Origin of the sequence: Photobacterium lutimaris, from assembly GCF_003025555.1 — a bacterium.
Classification (GTDB): Bacteria; Pseudomonadota; Gammaproteobacteria; order Enterobacterales; family Vibrionaceae; genus Photobacterium; species Photobacterium lutimaris.
On sequence record NZ_PYMH01000023.1, the window covers coordinates 27,772 to 46,233 of the forward strand.

General features: G+C 49.5%; 16 protein-coding genes. 15 read left to right on the forward strand and 1 reads right to left on the reverse strand.

What is annotated here, in order from left to right; genetic code table 11:
- The first annotated feature begins 39 nt into the window (after positions 1-39).
- The 9 genes from C9I99_RS25930 to C9I99_RS25970 all read left to right on the forward strand — a co-directional run bounded on the left by C9I99_RS25930 (position 40) and on the right by C9I99_RS25970 (position 9,866).
- Positions 40-2,442 (forward strand): GH92 family glycosyl hydrolase, encoded by a 2,403-nt coding sequence (locus C9I99_RS25930; protein WP_420849268.1) that lies wholly within the window; start codon positions 40-42, stop codon positions 2,440-2,442.
- A gap of 360 nt (positions 2,443-2,802) precedes the next feature.
- Complete coding sequence (locus C9I99_RS25935; RefSeq protein WP_107351731.1) at positions 2,803-3,114, forward strand: PTS fructose transporter subunit IIB; 312 nt, start codon at positions 2,803-2,805, stop codon at positions 3,112-3,114.
- Positions 3,115-3,132: 18 nt separating this feature from the next.
- Positions 3,133-5,622, forward strand: a complete 2,490-nt coding sequence (ptsP, locus tag C9I99_RS25940) for a phosphoenolpyruvate--protein phosphotransferase (protein ID WP_107351732.1) — start codon at positions 3,133-3,135, stop codon at positions 5,620-5,622.
- A 309-nt stretch (positions 5,623-5,931) separates the two neighbouring features.
- Complete coding sequence (locus tag C9I99_RS25945) at positions 5,932-6,330, forward strand: DUF2170 family protein (protein ID WP_107351733.1); 399 nt, start codon at positions 5,932-5,934, stop codon at positions 6,328-6,330.
- Complete coding sequence (locus C9I99_RS25950; RefSeq protein WP_107351734.1) at positions 6,330-7,016, forward strand: PspA/IM30 family protein; 687 nt, start codon at positions 6,330-6,332, stop codon at positions 7,014-7,016. The genes C9I99_RS25945 and C9I99_RS25950 overlap by 1 nt, the downstream gene beginning before the upstream one ends.
- A gap of 23 nt (positions 7,017-7,039) precedes the next feature.
- The gene (locus C9I99_RS25955; protein ID WP_107351735.1) at positions 7,040-8,074 is read left to right on the forward strand and encodes a potassium channel family protein; all 1,035 of its coding nucleotides are present in this window, start codon (positions 7,040-7,042) and stop codon (positions 8,072-8,074) included.
- Between the two features lie 62 nt (positions 8,075-8,136).
- Positions 8,137-8,769: a YjfK family protein gene (locus C9I99_RS25960; RefSeq protein WP_107351736.1), complete on the forward strand. Its 633-nt coding sequence runs from the start codon at positions 8,137-8,139 to the stop codon at positions 8,767-8,769.
- 33 nt (positions 8,770-8,802) lie between these two features.
- Positions 8,803-9,219, forward strand: coding sequence for a DUF350 domain-containing protein (locus C9I99_RS25965; RefSeq protein ID WP_107351737.1), 417 nt, complete (start codon positions 8,803-8,805; stop codon positions 9,217-9,219).
- Between the two features lie 11 nt (positions 9,220-9,230).
- A complete protein-coding gene (locus C9I99_RS25970) occupies positions 9,231-9,866 on the forward strand; it encodes a DUF1190 family protein (RefSeq protein WP_107351738.1) in 636 nt (211 codons plus the stop codon).
- A 167-nt stretch (positions 9,867-10,033) separates the two neighbouring features.
- On the opposite strand, the gene C9I99_RS25975 is transcribed toward C9I99_RS25970, so the two are convergent.
- Complete coding sequence (locus C9I99_RS25975) at positions 10,034-11,470, reverse strand: cytochrome-c peroxidase (protein WP_107351739.1); 1,437 nt, start codon at positions 11,468-11,470, stop codon at positions 10,034-10,036.
- Positions 11,471-12,059: 589 nt separating this feature from the next.
- On the opposite strand from C9I99_RS25975, the gene C9I99_RS25980 reads away from it, so the two are divergent.
- From C9I99_RS25980 to C9I99_RS26005, 6 genes are all read left to right on the forward strand, one after another.
- A complete protein-coding gene (locus C9I99_RS25980; RefSeq protein ID WP_420849269.1) occupies positions 12,060-13,481 on the forward strand; it encodes an immunoglobulin-like domain-containing protein in 1,422 nt (473 codons plus the stop codon).
- A 197-nt stretch (positions 13,482-13,678) separates the two neighbouring features.
- Positions 13,679-14,746: a permease gene (locus C9I99_RS25985; RefSeq protein WP_107351741.1), complete on the forward strand. Its 1,068-nt coding sequence runs from the start codon at positions 13,679-13,681 to the stop codon at positions 14,744-14,746.
- 245 nt (positions 14,747-14,991) lie between these two features.
- Entirely contained in the window at positions 14,992-15,714 is a 723-nt protein-coding gene (locus C9I99_RS25990; RefSeq protein WP_107351742.1) for a sulfite exporter TauE/SafE family protein, read from the forward strand.
- 136 nt (positions 15,715-15,850) lie between these two features.
- Positions 15,851-16,555 carry a hypothetical protein gene (locus C9I99_RS25995; protein WP_133638295.1) on the forward strand — a complete coding sequence of 235 codons (705 nt, stop codon included), beginning with the start codon at positions 15,851-15,853 and terminating at the stop codon, positions 16,553-16,555.
- Between the two features lie 108 nt (positions 16,556-16,663).
- Positions 16,664-16,996 carry a DUF4156 domain-containing protein gene (locus C9I99_RS26000; protein WP_107351744.1) on the forward strand — a complete coding sequence of 111 codons (333 nt, stop codon included), beginning with the start codon at positions 16,664-16,666 and terminating at the stop codon, positions 16,994-16,996.
- Positions 16,997-17,179: 183 nt separating this feature from the next.
- Entirely contained in the window at positions 17,180-18,082 is a 903-nt protein-coding gene (locus tag C9I99_RS26005) for an NAD(P)-dependent oxidoreductase (RefSeq protein WP_107351745.1), read from the forward strand.
- Positions 18,083-18,462: the final 380 nt, after the last annotated feature.

An 18,462-nucleotide genomic window follows, 5' to 3' on the forward strand; every position in this document is an offset into this window, starting at 1 on the left:
TTATCGAGGGGCCTCGTCCCCCTCTATTAAGGAATAAACATGAAAAAAGTTATAGCGCCGTTAGCGATCGCCATTGCTATCGCACTGTCAGGCTGCAACTCAAACTCTGAAAATGAAAAAGTGCTGGTTGATAAATCACTTATTCAGTATGTAAATCCATTCATTGGAACTGGAGCGGATGGCCACACATTCCCCGGAGCAGTCCATCCTAACGGTATGGTACAGCTTTCACCCGATACCGAAATGGAGGGCTGGGGCTCAGCTGCAGGTTACTTTGACCACGGCCAATCAGCGGATATTCCGGTATATGGTTTTTCCCACACCCATCTTTCGGGCACGGGAATCACTGATTTAGGAGATATTCTAGTGCTGCCTTTTACTGACAAGGCCAATGTCACCTACAACACTTTCGACAAAGTCAATGAAAGTGCAAAAGCAGGCTATTACGCAGTCACATTAAATCGCGGGGATATCCGTGTTGAGCTCACCACCTCGCCACGGGTCGGCTACCACAAATATACGTTTAAGCAAGGTACCACACCGCACATCAAGCTAGATTTGGACCACACGCTGAATAAGAGTTGGGGGCATCACACTACAATTGGCAACATTGAATTTATTGATGAGCATACCATTCGCGGCAAACGGAGTTCAGATGGCTGGGCCAATAACCAGCATATCTACTTTTATGCCAAGTTTAACCAGCCCATTGTCAAAGCAACCGCAATGATCGATGGCGTTGAAACCGCTGTCGAGCTCAAAGATGATGCCTACCAAGCTACCAAGACCATTGCCTACCTCGAATTTGCCCAGAGTCCGCAGCCTCTTGAGCTCAAAGTCGGGATTTCTCCTACTGGGGTAGAAGGAGCCCAAACGAACTTGGAAGCCGAAGCGCCGGGATGGGGATTTGATAACATGCAGGCACAGTCCCAACAGGCCTGGCATGATGAGCTGGAAAAAGTGACGGTAAAAGGTGGCACAGAACAACAAAAAGAAATTTTCTATACCGCCATGTACCACGCCAACATTGCCCCAATGATTTTCCAGGATACCGACGGTAAGTATCGAGCAATGCGTACCCAGGCGCTCAAGGAAGCCAATGATCTACCTAATTACTCGGTTTACTCTATGTGGGACACTTTCCGTGCAGTCCACCCTCTGCACACGATCATCAACCCGGAACGTGCTGAAGAATACGCTAACGATCTGATCCGCAAATACCAAGAGGGCGGTATTTTGCCTAAGTGGGAACTGCATGGTCACTATACCGGCACAATGATCGGCTTCCCGGCCATTTCGATCATTGCCGATGCAATGGCAAAAGGATTGGATATTAATGCCCAGGATGCTCTAGAGGCGGCGGAATTCACGGCTCGTTTCCATGATGAGTCTGAATTTCCAGACTGGACCGAAGATCAAAATATCGGGGCCGCGAGCGTAGTGCAGGTCAAAGTATATGAGGATAACGGCTTCGTCCATCACGGGTATTGGAATTCGGCATCGTATACCCTGGAGTTTGCCTATGGAGACTGGGCTGTATCTGAAATTGCCCGTATGGCGGGTGATGTGCGGCTTCAAGATGAGTTTCTGGCCCGCTCTGAAAATTACCTAAATCATTGGGATCAGGAAACTCGCTTCTTCCGCCCGAAAAACCACCCATTGAGTACAAACCCAAATAAACCACCACTGGAATTTAACCGGCCAGTTGATGACAGCCGTCTTGATGAATGTGAGACTGTCGATGTCAGCGGTAAGCCCATGGAAAAATGTCCGCTGTTACCGTTCGATCCCTATTATGTCGATGAGTTTGCCTTTACCGAGGGAAATGCGTGGCAGTGGAAATTCCAACCCCTGCATGCTTTTCAGTGGCTGAAGGAAGAACTCGGCGGTGCCAAAGGGCTACGCGAGGATCTGGATGAACTATTTAACGCCAGATCTTCGAATACCGGCGAGGATCTACCGGATTTGACCGGGTATATCGGCCAGTACATGCACGGTAATGAACCGTCTCACCATGTCCCTTACCTGTATAACATGACCGATCAGCCATGGAAAACACAGAAATACCTCGATCGTATCATGAATGAGTTCTACACCACCGAACCAACAGGCCTGATCGGCAACGAGGATGTGGGCCAAATGTCTGCATGGTATATCATGTCGGCAATGGGCTTCTACCAGGTAACCCCTGCGGCCCCGTCATATTATATTGGCCGGCCTCTGTTCGATGAAGTAGCAGTTAAGGTTGAAGGTGGGGAGTTTAAGATCATCGCCAATAACAACAGTCCGCATAACAAGTATATAAAGTCTGTCACCATCAACGGCAAGGAGCTATCAAATGACCTGACGTTTGAACACAGCGAAATAAAAGCGGGAGGTGAACTGCGCTTTGTCATGACTGGCGATAGAAATGAGGCGATACAAAGCCAAAACGAGTCCTGATGTTACAGAAAATGCCACGAATTTCGTGGCATTTTTTATGGTCGTATCATCACTGGCCAACACCTTTCCAAATAGGATAACACGGTCTTTCTCTCATCCCTTTTCAGCTCCTTTGATGCACGTATCAAAAATGCTGATCGTCTGGCTTACAGTTGTAACAGCCCCCAAATAAGCCCTATAAAAATGGCGAGTTAGAAACCGGGCCTTCTACGCCACCTCCCACATATGCGATCGCTATCACGCTTGTTTCTGGAGGTTACAAATATCCAGTAAAAGGTTGCATTATCTTCTACCGGACAACCCGACAACTTCTTATATTGCCATCATCGAAAATAAACAATTTCCCGTAAGGAGACAGCAATGAGAGTCGTCGCAATTACCGCCTGCCCAACCGGCATCGCCCATACCTATATGGCCGCCGACAAATTGATTGATACCGCCAAGAAACTCGGCATTACCATCAAGGTCGAAACGCAGGGTGCGATGGGAATCGAGAATCGCCTGACCGAGCAAGATGTCAAGCGTGCCGATGTGGTGGTAATGGCAACCGACATCAATATTGAACATAGCCACCGCTTCGATAACAAAAAATGCCTGAAAGTAGATATCCAAGAAGCCCTTCAGCGTCCTCGCCGGGTGTTTTCTCAATGTCAGCAGCTGTTAGCGCATTAATTACAAGGCACTAGTATCATGAAACACCAATTAGCTTTCCGTTGTGAATTACCCAATGGTATCCATGCCCGTCCGGCCACTCATCTGGAAAAAGTCTGCGGCCAATTCAGCTGCACCATCACTTTGGTTAACCACCGCAACAATAATCAGGGTGATGCCAAAAGCATTCTGTCGCTGGTCGGTACTGACACCCTACTCAACGACGCGTGTACGCTGATCCTTGACGGTCAAGACAGTGAGCCAGCCTGCCGTGCGCTGGAAGCCTTTATCACCACCGAATTCCCTCATTGCGATGAAGCGCTTGATCCGGTCGCCAGTATTGATGAATTCCCCTTGCCCCAGTCGCTGCTGCGCCACCGGCCAACATTGCTACACGGCACACGTCTCGCCACCGGCCTTGGCCAGGGTAAATTAATCGGTTTTAGCCAAACCGACCTTAACCAATTTGCGACGGATATTTGCCAACAGGAAACCAAGCGATTCCAACATGCCCACCAGCAGGTCGCCGACCACCTATCGATGATGACAGCAACGGCGAGCAAGCATGAACAAGACATCATCTCTGCGCATCTGGCCATATTGAACGACAGCAGCTTTATTGCTGGCATTACAAATTTGCTCAGCACCCACTCCACCGCCAACGCGATATTGGCGACCGTCGATAAATTAAGTACACAGCTCCAACAATCTGCCAGTGCTTATTTGCGCGAGCGGGTATTGGATATCAAAGATGTCGCCACCCAGCTGCTGATGAGCGCTTACCCCGAGGTTAAATGCCAGCGCGAATTTACACTGGCAGAGCCAAGCATTGTACTGGCGAGTGATCTGACCCCGAGCCAGTTCATCGGTTTGGATAAGGAGCATTTACAGGGCCTGGTACTCACCCATGCCGGCAGTACATCACACACGGTGATCTTGGCACGGGCCTTTGGCATTCCAACCCTGTCGGGCATTGAGATCAGCCAGTGCAGCACGGCACTCAATACCCAGGCTTATATCGATGGTCAGCTCGGTGTCCTTGCCACTGACTGCAGCGAGCCGGTTCAGCGCTACTTCCAACGTGCCCTGACCCTACGCCAGCAGGAACAACAGCGACAAGCGGTGTATGCCCACCAGCCCGCTGTCACAGCCGATGGCCACCGAGTGGAAATTGCCGCCAATATTGCCTGCTCAATAGAAGCACCAGCCGCCTTTGCCAATGGCGCAGAAGGCATAGGCCTTTTCAGAACCGAGATGCTGTTCATGGACCGCCATAGCGCGCCAGATGAAGACGAGCAATTCAACCACTACCGCGAAGTGCTCGATGCCGCCAACGGCAAGCCTGTGATTATTCGCACCATGGACATCGGTGGTGACAAACCCATTGATTACCTCAAACTGCCTGAAGAAGCGAACCCGTTCCTTGGTTACCGTGCCGTGCGTATCTACCCGCAATTCGAGCAACTGTTCCGCAGCCAGCTTCGAGCCATCCTGCGCGCATCGGTATACGGCAGCACCAGAATCATGATCCCAATGATCCAAAGCATTGAGGAAATCCGCTGGGTTAAGCAACAGCTTGCCGCAGTCAAAACCGAACTCGATAACAGTAACATTGCCTACTCCAAGCAGCTGCAGCTGGGGATCATGGTGGAAATCCCAGCGGTGGCCTTTATCATCGACCAGTTCTGTCAGGAAGTGGATTTCTTCAGCATCGGCTCTAACGACATGACCCAGTATCTGCTGGCCGTCGACAGGGATAACGCGCAGGTATCGCACCTCTACAACAGCCTGGCACCTGCATTTCTTCGCCTGCTGCAACACGTCGTAAGTACTGCCCATGAACACGGCCGCTGGGTCGGCTTATGCGGTGAACTCGGTGCTGATACCAAAGTATTGCCGTTGCTCGTTGGTGCCGGCCTTGATGAGATCAGTATGAGCGCCCCCAAAATCACGGCAACGAAAGCAGCATTGAATCACTTAACATTTGAGCATTGCCAGCAACTATTCGAACAAGCGTGCCAATGCCCGACCATCGACGATGTCACCGCCCTGCTGAACAAAACAGCAAGCCAAGAAACCGACAAACCCCTGCTGGGCATTGACTGTGTGTTCAAGCACGCTGATTTTGCCAACAAGGAAGAAGCGATCCAGGCATTGGTCGGCAATCTGCACCTTCAAGGTCGCACCGATAATACCTATGCGCTGGAAGAAGATATTTGGGCTCGCGAAGCGGTGTTCTCTACCGGGCTCGGGCACGGATTTGCCATTCCGCACACCAAGTCAGACAACATCCGCCATTCGAGTATTAGTATTGCCCAGCTGAAAACGCCGATTGATTGGCAGTCTGACTCGGGTGATGTGGACTTCATCATCATGCTGACACTCAATAAAGACCAAGGTGATCAGCATATGCGGATCTTCTCAGGCCTTGCCCGCAAGCTGATCCATCAGGACTTCAGGGACCGGCTGAAAAGCTGCAGCAATGAAGCGGCGATGATCCAGCTTCTGGAGCAAGAACTCGCTCTTTAATTCGCCGCTGACTATCACTCTCCCAAAAGAATAAAAAAAGACCCAAGCTTCCCCCTGACTTATTCGGACGGTCAGGGGGCTTTTTTTACTCATTATTGCCCTCGATATAGAGGTAGTTCTCAAAGCGCCCCGGAAAATAACCCCCTTATCGGACATATTCATACTGACTATTGTTATCCATCAGGCATAAAACAGCTCACAAAAAAACAACAAAAAAACAGCATTTCATGGTAATTGAACAATTTAACCTCATAATAAGAGGAGATTTTTCGTTCAATCCACTGACACCAAACTGATAAGGTAACAACCATGACGTGGCAAGTATCCGAGCTAATCCCACTCCTGAGTGAACACGACGGCTGGGCAGTTGAAACCAGCGACCAAACGCTAGTTGTGAGTAACGAAGACAATATTGAAGCTTTCCTGGCGATTGCCGGTGAGCAAATTCTGGTAGAGGTGCTGCTGTTCCCGGCAGAGCAAGTTAACGACATTGCTTCGCTCAACAACGACATCCTGCGCACCCACAAGATGTTCCCGTTATCGACTATCGGCATCAATGAAATTGGCGGCAACGACTACTACGTGGCCTTCGGCTCACTGTCTTCCCAATCCAAAGCGGAAAGCATTGTGATTGAGGTCGCCACCCTGTTCCGCAATGTTGAAGCGTTTATCGAACTGTACCAAGACCACCTCAAGGAGGTTGCGTAATGAGTGTCTGGAAAAAACTGTTCACCGCCATCAAAGGCGGCGTAAATGAAACCGCTGAAGCGGTCGCCGATAACCAAGCGCTGCGTATCCTTGATCAGGAAATTCGCGACGCCAAACAAGAGCTCCGCCGTTCTGACGAAGCATTGGTCAGCATCGTCGCCAAGCGTAAGCTCTCCCAACAGAAAGTGGATGGCTTCCAGCAAGGCATCGAAGAATATGAAGGCCATGCCCGCGGCGCGATGGAAAAAGGCCAGCAAGATCTTGCCCTTGAATGCGCGCAAAAAGTTGCTCAGTTCCGTAACGAACAACAAGCCGAACAAGCTTATCTCGACCAGTTTGTTGGTTCAGAGCAGAAAATGCGTACCAATATCAGCCAAGCCAAAGACAAGCTGCGCCAACTGGAACAACAAGTGGATGTGGTGAAAGCTAACGAAGCGGTGCAAAAAGCCCAATCGGCAGTATCGGCAACCAATGTCGGTGCCAATGCAAAAATGCATACGGCCGTTGAGTCCCTTGAGCGCATCAAGCAGCGTCAAGCCGAAAAGTCAGCCCAACTGGAAGCGGCTGCCGAAATGGCCGATGAACAATCAGGCAGCAGCCTGGACAAAAAACTGGCCGAGGCTGGGATCACATCAGGTAAGCAGTCGTCAGCCGAAGATGAACTTAAGCGTATTTTGGGCCAGTAGTTACCGTTTAAAAAGGAGGCAGTATGTCATTATGGCTCTTATTCCGCCGCTGGGCGGCTCAGAACTTCCATGCGCTAAGTGGCAGAAACCTCCTTCTATTGGTTATCGGCTATACCGCTATTAGCTACGCCCTATTATCTGTAGTAGGAGAATCAGCCTTAATACAAAGCCCAACTGACTTCCTGTACTACTTGGTTGTCAGTGCCTCCACCGTTGGCTATGGCGACATGTCGCCAACCACAGTGGCTGGAAAATGGGTTGTCATGCTGTTTGTTATCCCCGGTGGGCTGGGGCTATTTGCCCTCGCTGTCGGCCGGGTTGCAACCGTCTTTATTGATTACTGGAAACAGGGGCTGTTAGGCCGGAGGAAAGTATCGGTGGAAAACCACATACTCGTGCTGGGGTGGAACGAGCAGCGTACCCTGCACCTGATCAAAATGCTGCAACACGAAGAAAAAGGGCACCGCGCAATTGTTCTGTGTGTCCGCCCTGATATTGAAAACCCACTGCCCGGGGAAGTGGAGTTTGTCCGTGCCCCAAGCTTCACCGATAGCCAAGCGATGGCCAGAGCCGGGGTCGACACCGCCAGCTGTATTGTGATTGATAACAGCGAAGATGATGTCACCCTGTCTGCCGCCCTGTTCTGTGCCAACCAGAACCCGAAGGCCCATATCTTAGCCTACTTCAATGACGAGTCATTGAGTGGCTTACTCAAGCATCACTGCCCCAATGTTGAGTGCATTCCCTCGGTCGCGGTCGAAATGCTGGCCAAGGCTGCAATCGATCCGGGCTCGAGTGAATTGCATCACGAATTGCTCAGCACCCACAAAGGGATGACCCAATATGCCGTGCAATATCCCGCAACGGCTACACCGAGCACCATAGCCCCGCTATTCAACGGCTTCAAGCAGCAATATGAGGCTATCCTCATTGCCATCGATACTGGTAACGGGGTCGAGCTGAATCCGCCGCTGAATCGCGACGTTCCTCCTGGCGCTAAGGTTTTTTATATTGCCGACGAGCGTGTCGAGCAGATCGATTGGTCTAAGTGTACCTGAGTGTACCAAACGGCACCTTTACCTAAAGACACCTAGCCACACCAGACAACACGGGAGTGTTTATGTTCGATTGGTTCAAGAAGAAACAACCCCAAGCCACGCCCCCGAGCAGTCCAGAAATCCTTGGGCTAAGACTTGGCGGAGCGTTTGAGCTTGATGATCTGAAACTGAGGTTGATCGAGCCGGAGCTAATTATCGAGGGGGCATCCCGTACCCAGCTGATCAAGGCGGTCGGTGAAGTCCAGCTCGATGAACAAACCCGGCTACTGCGCTACTACACCGATGACGACGGGTTTATCCAAATTTTGACCCACGGAACATCCGAAGCCGATATCAGCGAGGTTAAGCTCTATTATTTTTACGCGTCACGCCCCATCGATACGCAAAGCCAGTGGCAGCACTTGCTGGATAATGAGATCGTCAAACCCAGTTGGGAGCTGGAAGGTTTTCAGTTTACCAAAGTGTGGGACAACAACCGCCCTGTCGCCATGACAGAAAAAACGTGGCTAGAGAACGGCACGGTAACTGAAACAGACCAATTTGTGATGATATACGAGCGAGATACAGGCAGCGGCCAGTTCGAATCGCTTCTCGTTGCCGGTGAAGAGAAAATCTACCGTAATCAAGCTGAGCGTTGCCTCGCCACCAGTACCGGTTTTGATTTATCTCCCACCGACTTCAAACTCATCGGCTAACATTCAATTGTTTAAATAAAGAATAGGATTAACATGGAAGTACTCACTAACTCACTCGCTGGCCTCGGCGCATTCTTGCTTTACTTTTCGCTGTCATTGGCTTTCCTGATGCTGTTCAAGTTTGTCTACGTCCGCTTTACGCCGCATGATGAGTGGAAGCTGGTAAAAGAAGACCAGAATATTGCCGCCGCCATTGGGTTATCCGGCTCCATCCTCGGCTACTGCTTGGCTATCGCAGGCGCTGCGACGAACTCGGTTAACTTAATCGATTTTGCTATTTGGGGTGTGGTCGCCTTGTTTGCCCAGCTGATCGCCTTTGCTATTTTGCGCTTTGGCTTCATGCCCAAAATTGTCGAACGAATTGAAGCCGGTGAAATACCCGCAGGTATCGTCATGGCAGCAACATCCGTGTCTGTGGGCTTGCTTAACGCCGCCTGCATGACGTACTAAGGGGGAATGCCATGAAACGCAGTAAACACGTCGTTCTCGCCAGCATGAAGAAAAACTGGCGTCCGGTGTCGATAGCCTCCATGTCGGCCCCCATGACCGCGGTTTTGGCCACCGCCGTGCTCTCTGGTTGCAGCGACAGCGCAGATGACGCCGTCATCTATCAGTCGCTTAATGATTGTGTTGATGACAACCCAGACTCCACGGAGCAGTGCCAGGCCGCTTACCAGTTCGCCATACAGGAAGCTTCCCGGACTGCACCTAAATACAATTCCCGCTACGATTGCGAAGCAGAGTTTGGCAGCAATGCCTGTGTGCAGCCGCAAGGCAACAATTGGTTTATGCCAGCCATGGCCGGTTTCATGTTTGCCAGAATGATGGACAACAATCGTGGCTATTACTCACAACCGATGTTCCGCTCATATTATCCGGGCAGTATTTTCTATGACCGCTGGACCACCGCAGATGGCAACGACTACGGCCGTAGCAGCTACAAGAAAACCAAGGTACGGGTCAGCAAAGATCATATGAAGCCCAAACCAACGGTAAGCCGCACCATTTCGCGTGGTGGGTTTGGTTCGACCGTGTCGGCCAAATCAGGCTGGAGCAGCAGTCGCTCCTCAAGTGGCAGTAAAGGGTGGGGAGGCTAAGCGCCAATCAACTCTCATCAAAAAGTGACCGGTGAATTGATCGACAAGCGTACCTCTCGCGTAGTTAACGGTGAGAGTTCATATCTCGTCAATTTGTTCCTTTCATTACAACCTGCACATCCTTGTTGCAGGTTTTTTTTGCGTAAAGCAAAGCTCACCGCAGTGCATTACGGAGAAATGTCCCCGTTATCAGCCTGCTGATCACTTTCTTCTTGCTCACTTTGCTGCTCAGTCACTTTATCAATGATGGCCTGCAACTGACCTTCAACGGTATTCGGGAAGAAAGGATCATGGTAAATCGGGTTCATTAGGAATGTCTCGTCGGTCAGGGCCTCAAGGAAAGCCACCAGCGCCTCTTTCTCTTCCTGAGTCAAGTTCATTCTGATTGGGTTTCCGCCGGTTTGGCCGTTGCTGGTCAAGTCCGGGCTCAAGATACGGTGGCGCTGCACACCACTGTTGTAAAACTCAACCACATCCATCAAGGTTTCAAACCGACCGTCGTGCATATAGGGAGCACCAACGCCAATGTTGCGCAATGACGGTGACTTGAAGAAACCATTCCCTGCCCCCTGATCGCCGCGAGTATCCGCATCCAGGCCATTGACATGCGCTTGATCCATCGAATGCGCACTGGTTTGGTGGCAGGCAATACAGCCCAATGAGTCACGTTCAGTTCCGGGGAAGCCAGAAAACAGCCTTAAACCAAGCATTTCCTGCTCACTGAATACTGCGGCGAAGTCTGGCTCATCCCACTCCCCAGCCGTGAATGCCTGATCATATTTGGACTCATAGGAGATCATGGTACGAATGAACTGGGCTAACGCTCTTGAAATCCGCTCGCTGGTTATCGCCTCATCCCCAAACGCCTCGGTGAACAGTTCAGCATAAAAGCTGGTTTCAGCCATTTTCACTTCAAGATCGAACAAGTTCATCCCCATCTCGACCGCATCCTGTATCGGCATCAACACCTGATCTTCCAACGTATCTGCTCGCTCATCCCAAAAAAACTTCCCGTTTCGGTAATATGCGGCATTGCTCAGACTCATCGAATGACGGCCCGTTTTACCGCCGTCAAAGCCATCACTGAATTTTTTTGGATCGGTAAAACCATGCTTCTGTAGATGGCAGGACGCGCAAGCAACAGTATTATTCGCCGACAAGCGAACATCGTAAAAGATCACCCGCCCCAAGTTCGCACCGGCATTGGTAACCTTGTTGCCAAACGGGGTATTGTTTTGCGAGTCCACATTACCGAACGGCGAAGTAATACGGGTGTAATACTTGGGTTGCGCCATTAAATAAGCTTCGTAATCATGGTCTGCCGATAGGTCCGGTAAAGGCAAACCATCAATGTCGAGTTTTGCCTCAGGAGGAGGTGGCGGCGGCTCACTGACAGGGGCATCGTCCCCATCGGTTGGCGGGGTGACAGGGGGAACACCATCGGGTTGCTCCTCTGCAGGTGCCTCTGCAGGCTCTTGGACAACTTCCGCCTCTTCAACCCCCACTGAGCTCGCATCTAGCGAACCTAAATCATCAGAGTCTTCACGGCATGCCGTGACTGCCGCAATCAAAACGGCAGCCAATAAATAACGGGAGGGATTCATACAACACTCCAACCTAGCCAAATTAGTTTTATTTTTATGGACAGTCTTATTGTATTTTTACTGTCTGTTGTTTGTGAGAATGGATAGTCCATTAACAACACTTAATTAAAAGCCTAATCGGTTAAATTGTTCTTGTTTCTGACAAGTGAGAAAAAGCCAATAACAGCAATGAGTTATAAACCAAAAGCAGTAAATTTGAGATAAATTAACGCCACAAATATTCTCAACGTGAACAAATAAATGCAAACGCCAAAATAGCTTTTCTCTTATAAGTAAGTGGTTATCTGCTGAACGCCGGTAGCGACAATGAAATAAAAATGTTCGACATCAATTTGTGAGATATCAAGAAATTTTAACCCGCAAATAGTTATCGGTAGACCTCTATCGAGATTAAATCAAGCAAGCATAATTTTGCATAAATAATTTTGAATCCAGATCTTTTTTTGCCTTATAAATTATTCCCCCCTTCTTATGCATGCATTACCGTACAACAACAAAAGAAAAACAAGACAACCAGATAAATCCAATATGAATCAAAGGAGTGAACATGAAAACATTACCGCTGACCCTCCTCACCTCCGCTTTACTCATGGGAACAGCCACTGTTTCCGTCACAGCACAAGCCAATGAGATGGTGGCACAAAACGGCAATGTCATCGTCGGCTACTGGCACAACTGGTGTGACGGCGCTGGCTACCGTGGCGGGCTGGCACCTTGCGTTGACTTAACCGAGGTACACCCTGACTACAATGTCGTCAATGTGTCTTTTATGAAAGTTTTTGATCTTAATGCCGGCCGCATCCCAACCTTCAAGCTTGATCCTGCAATTGGCCTAACCGAGTCAGCTTTCATTGATCAAATCAGCACTCTGAACAGCCAAGGCCGAAGTGTGTTATTGGCCCTGGGTGGTGCCGATGCGCACGTTGAACTCAAAGCGGGAGATGAGCAAGCCTTTGCCGATGAAGTGATCCGCCTGACCGACAAGTTTGGCTTCGACGGACTGGATATCGACCTCGAGCAGAATGCGATAACCGCAGCAGATAACCAAACGGTGATCCCCGCCGCGCTAAAAATCGTCAAGGCTCACTACCGCGCCCAGGGTAAAAATTTCATGATCACCATGGCACCGGAGTTCCCTTATCTCACCATCGCTAATGGTAAATACCTCCCTTATATTCAGGGATTGGAAGGTGATTATGATTTCATCAACCCGCAGTTTTATAACCAAGGGGGTGATGGTGTTTATGTCGAAGGCAGTGTTGGCTGGCTATCACAGAATGATGCGAGAAAAGAAGAATTTATCTATTACATCTCCGACTCACTGATTAACGGCACGCGTGGCTACACCACGATAACCAATGACAAACTGGTCTTCGGCATTCCAGCAAACATCGATGGGGCAAACAACGGCTACGTCGACGATCCCAATGCCTTGTATGCCGCTTTCGATCGCCTGAAAGCGCAAGGCCAGCCTTTACGGGGGGTTATGACCTGGTCAGTCAACTGGGACATGGGCACCAACAGTGCCGGACAAGCCTACAATGAGAAATTCATCAAAGACTACGGCAACTACATCCATAACCAGCAACCGCCAGAGCCAGATCTGTCGCCCGTATTTTCCGGTATCGCCGATACCCAAATCGCTCTAGGCACAGTGTTTGACCCACTGGCAGGCGTCAGCGCGGCCGACACCAGCGGCAGTGATATTTCGGCCAGCATCCAAGTAACAGGCACGGTAGACACCAATGTCGTCGGGGTTTACGCCCTCACCTACTCTGTCAGTGACAACGCCGGCAACAGTGCCAACCAACCAAGGAAGGTGACTGTCTATGACGACAACCAGCCTATCTGCCCAAATGCATGGGACAGTGCCTCAGCCTATTCCACCAATGAGGAAGTGACGCATAACGGTAAGCGATGGCGTGCCAAGTGGTGGACCAAAGGTGATGAGCCCGGCACCACCGGCGAATGGGGCGTTTGGCAAGAATTGGGAGCGGCGTCCTGCCAATAAGCCCCCCATCAACGGATAAAGAGAAAGCCAGTCATGTGACTGGCTTTTTATTCAAAGGCATAACACCCTTATCACGGTTTCTGCTTATCCTACCATTCATTACTTCCATAAATATCGAATTATTTAATTGACAGCAAACGGCTTCGAGCTTATATTTCGACACATATCGAAATATACTCCCAAACGAGGCAGTAACCATGAGTCCTGAATTCGTAACAATGTTCAAAGAAGCCGCAGGTATGTTCCTATTCCTTGCCGCAGAACTAACGGTGCTATTTTTAGTTATTAGCTACCTAGTGGGTGTGTTGCAGGAATTCCTGACCCCCGAGAAAATCCAGTCGATCTTGAGCTCACGCAATGGCAAGGGCTATGTTATTGCCGCTTTGCTTGGCTCCATCACGCCATTTTGTTCGTGCTCGACCATTCCTTTCCTGAAGGGCCTGCTTCGTGCCCGTGCAGGTTTCGGCCCGATGATGGTATTCCTGTTTGCCAGCCCGTTGCTTAACCCAGTGATCATCGGCTTGTTTGTGGTGACCTTCGGGATCCAAGTCGCGGTGTTCTATTTTGCTGTGGCTCTGGCTGTATCAGTCATGGCAGGTTACGTATTGGAAAAACTAGGCTTCGAGCGCTATGTCCGCGAAGAGGCTTACCAAATGGCTGATGCAGGTTCAAGCTGTGGCAGCAGCGGTGGTGATACTGCACCAAAGGCTAAGCCAGCCTCATCTTGCGGTACCCAAGCTGCCCCAGCAACGCCTGAGCCGGCACCAGCTGCCAGCTCATGCTGTGGAGCGAAAGAAGACGTGAATGTTGAAGTCAATGGCTGCGGTGAAGCGGTAATGACAGTGAAAGAAGAAAGCCGTTGGGTACGTATCTGGCACTCAACGTGGAAAGACTTTAAGCAAGTGCTTCCTTACTTGATGTTGGGCATCCTAATTGGTTCTTTCATCTATGGCTTTATTCCGACTGACTTGATTGCCAAGTATGCGGGTGAAGGTATGTGGTATGCGATCCCTGTTGCTGCTGTGATTGGTATCCCCCTCTACATTCGTGCAGAAGCGGTGATCCCACTAAGTGCCGCACTGGTGAAAAAAGGCATGGCGATGGGTTCAGTAATGGCCTTGATCATCGGTAGTGCAGGCGCAAGTTTGACTGAAGTTATCTTGCTGAAATCTATCTTCAAGAACCAGATGATTGCCGCCTTCCTGACCGTCATTCTCGGTATGGCAATTGGCGCAGGTTACATGTACACCTACCTGTTTGGCTAAGCGATAAGATCGCCTAATCATCACGGCAAAGCATCAGAATGGCCTCGTAGCTCACAAGCCATTCTGGTGCAGCCAAAATGACTGAAGCTCCCCCCTTGACTGGATATAAACAGCCAATTAATACGACTTTATCCTCGCCAGCCAACAATGTATCTTCTAGCCACTCCACTCTACATGATATGCTATAGCCAACCTAAATCAGCAGCAATAAGATGCTGTTATTATTGACTTTTTGAGTACCCTTAATGTTTGAGTCGACGGTTCTTTTCGCTGCCACCCTTATCTTTCTTGGCTCTTTTGTTCAAACGGCTATCGGCTTTGGTTTAGCAATAGTCGCTGCACCATTACTGTTTCAACTTTCGCCACAGTATGTGCCTGCCCCTATCTGTTTGGTTGCGCTAGTCATCTCCTTGATCAATGCGTTCAAACTACGAAGCAGTGTGTCAATCGGTGGATTGAAATCAGCCATTATCGGACGGGTTCCAGGTTCACTTCTGGGAGGTTACCTGTTAACCGTGGTCTCTGGTGCAACGCTTTCTTTGTGGCTGGGTGCCATGGTACTCATTGCCGTCGGGATCAGCGCCTTGCCTTACCGATTAAAACCAACGCCGAACAGAATGCTAGTAGCGGGCTTTATGTCAGGCGTGATGGGCACCAGCTCGTCAATCGGTGGCCCGCCGATGGCCCTATTGATGCAGCATGAAGAAGCCGCAAAGCTACGTGGCAACCTATCGGCGTTCTTTGTGATCACCTCAATCATGTCGCTGGTGATACTGTATTTCTACGGCCACTTCACCATAGAGCACATTCAGATCACCTTGCCATTGCTACCAGCCGGTTTGTTGGGATACTGGCTGGCAAACAAGGTTGTTAACAACCTTCCTCAATCAATGGTAAGGGTGTTTGCTTTGCTGCTTTGTCTAACCAGTGGCGTAACCGCCATTTATCAGGGCGTTACTGGGTTTTGAGGCTTGAGTGATCAATTTCGCGATTCAGGCATGGGACGTAGATTAGCCTTGGCTGATAAACTGGGACTGGACGTATTCAACCCGATGTTTCTCAACTCAATCTAGGCTATCAATTTAAAGCATGTCTGATATCAAGATGAAACAGATCATAGAAAACACGTTAGCCATCGTTAATGACGTCGAGGCCGAGCTTTACCAAAAAGCTCGGCACTCATCCAAACTGGGGGAGATTGCCGATTTTAAGCAATGGCTTAAATTCAGGCATAAGCAGGGAGCATTCCAATACGCATGCACTATCGATTGTGATTACAATGCTCGCCAGTTGTGTATTGAAGTGTTCGACCATATTGGTTTCTCCCCCGAGACAATCGCCGAATGTTGCCTAGAAATGACCAGCTTAATTGGCAATGATGGTTACTTCGAAATAAGGTTTAACCCTGACGATGCCACAGAATACGGGCCCGATAATTATTTCAACGATGAAGACGGCCTCGTCGATATCAATAAAGACAAAGACGGTGAACTTATCGTCCCGTATCGAAAAGTGCTCCTTACGGTGTGGCGGGAATACCCTGCCCATGTAAGCGTCGAATACCACGTATTTTTCCATGCACTCAGGCAGTATTTAAAAGAGCAGAACTGCGCTAGTTCCGTACAGGCAATATCTCAGAAATTTGGCCTAACCGATGAAAGCGATGCCTATTGTGATCAATTGGCTGTCACCCCTGATTTTCTTCAAGAACTGACCACTGAGCTACTACTGGCTCGAATTGATAGCTGGCGCAGCATTTCACCCCGAGTTGCAGCGCTTTCCGAGTTGATAAACAGCCGATTTTATTAGATTGTTATCACGTATAATTACTTTACACATACCCACTTAGCATAAGACCATTAAGGTGTTAACCTAACGCTGATTTGTGGAATTACCCGTGAGCTGCTTGAGAATAAAATGAAAAAAATATTATTAGCCGGTTTCGTTAGCCTGCTGCTAGCCGGTTGCGTTACACCAAGTGAAGCGCTGCTTTCGCAAGCCACACACGTCCGCGTACTGACCACCAGCCTGCCTAATCTCGATGAATGCCTCTGGGTCGGTGAAGTCACCGGTAATGAAGGTCACTGGTATTCCTATCTGTTCTACAGCAATGACGCCCTGATCCAAGGCGCAGTCAACGAGCTGAAAAACAGCGCCCATTACATCGGTGCCGATACCGTGGTGATCATGACACCGCACAACTTTACCACCTCGGTCTCTTTGCTCGGTACCGCTTACGACTGCCGGTAAACTTGGATGAAACAGGGAAACCACTATTCTTGACTGCCTTGTCGAACCGGTAAGCAACCGCTGATAAAAAGCCCCCCAATCCGGTTTGGACAACATACCGGATTTTTAATTGAATTACCTATTGACTCTGCCCTTAGGGGAAGACTTTAAGCTATGGATCTCAATGATTAACGGAGGTCTACTATGGGTATTCAAAAACGGCATTTCCTCGTGGTTGCAGCCACATCACGGGTTGCCAGAATCTTTATCAAGAATGCATTATTGCAAGGCCATAACGTCACCGCGATGTGCCGCGCACCAAGCGACGAGGACGCTTTGCGCCGGGTAACCCAAATACTCGCAGAGACTGCATTAACCAGCACCACGCTAACCGACGCGAATATCGCCGCTACGAAACCGGCAGGAACAACTGCACCATCGAGTCGCCCCGGTCAATTAAAAGCCACCAATGCCAATATAATACGTGCCGATTCTTATAAAGATATCCTGACCGGCGATCCCTCCATAGATGCGGTGTGCTGCTTTGTTGGCGTAACCACATTCAAAGACATGCTGCGCGCCAGCTGCTCTATTTACACCGATACCATCAGCGCACTGGTTTCGGGTATGAAGCAAAGCCGCTGGGTAGAAACCTTTTACCACAGTTCTGTGGGCACAGAAGGCATTCCGGGCGGCTCCGTCACGGCTTGGCCCGCCAACTACAATGTCATCGCCAACCTCCTTCCGGTCATTTTTCCTGTTTACAAAAATGTCACGGCCAGTGAAAACATCCTCGCGCAAGCGGCAAACGACAGCTCGCCGTATATTATTTTTCGTCCCGCCGCCCTCAAAGACACCCCCGCCCAGCGGCGCTATGGCTATAGCTTTGATACCACAAGTTTAGACAGCACCGGTTTAGACAAAACCGCGCTTCCCCTCAGGCATGCCAAGATAAGCATCAGCAGGGAAGATGTGGCTGAAGAAATACTCCGAGTTGCTACGCTACCCGAGCAAGAGCGTAAAAACTGGCATGGCCACGGCGTGTATCTTGTCGATATGAAGGAGGGGCACGCAAGTCAAGGTCACGACCAAGCTGAAAATCGCTAGGCGGCAAAGAGAGCTAACCACACCTAATGACCTTCACTTTGTTTGACCCAAATCGCCTTATGGATAAGTAACTAATTTTCAAGCCATTAGAGTATGGTTTTACCTACACCCATATGCAAAAATAAGAGTATTAATGTGTTATGCAGCTGAGTGGCTTGAAAAAGCAAGCTACGTCAGTCATTTAACATAATGGATATAATGTCTACCGGATAGCTTAAGGGTGGATATGCGAAACAAGATCGCAGAATAAAATGTTATGTTTTTAAGGTTAAATATGTTCGAAAAACACAATAAATATACAAAAAGCACATACTGGTTGTTAGCTATTAACAGTTTGATTGGTGTTTGTTTTCTTGGATTACTCATCTTAAATTTAGCTG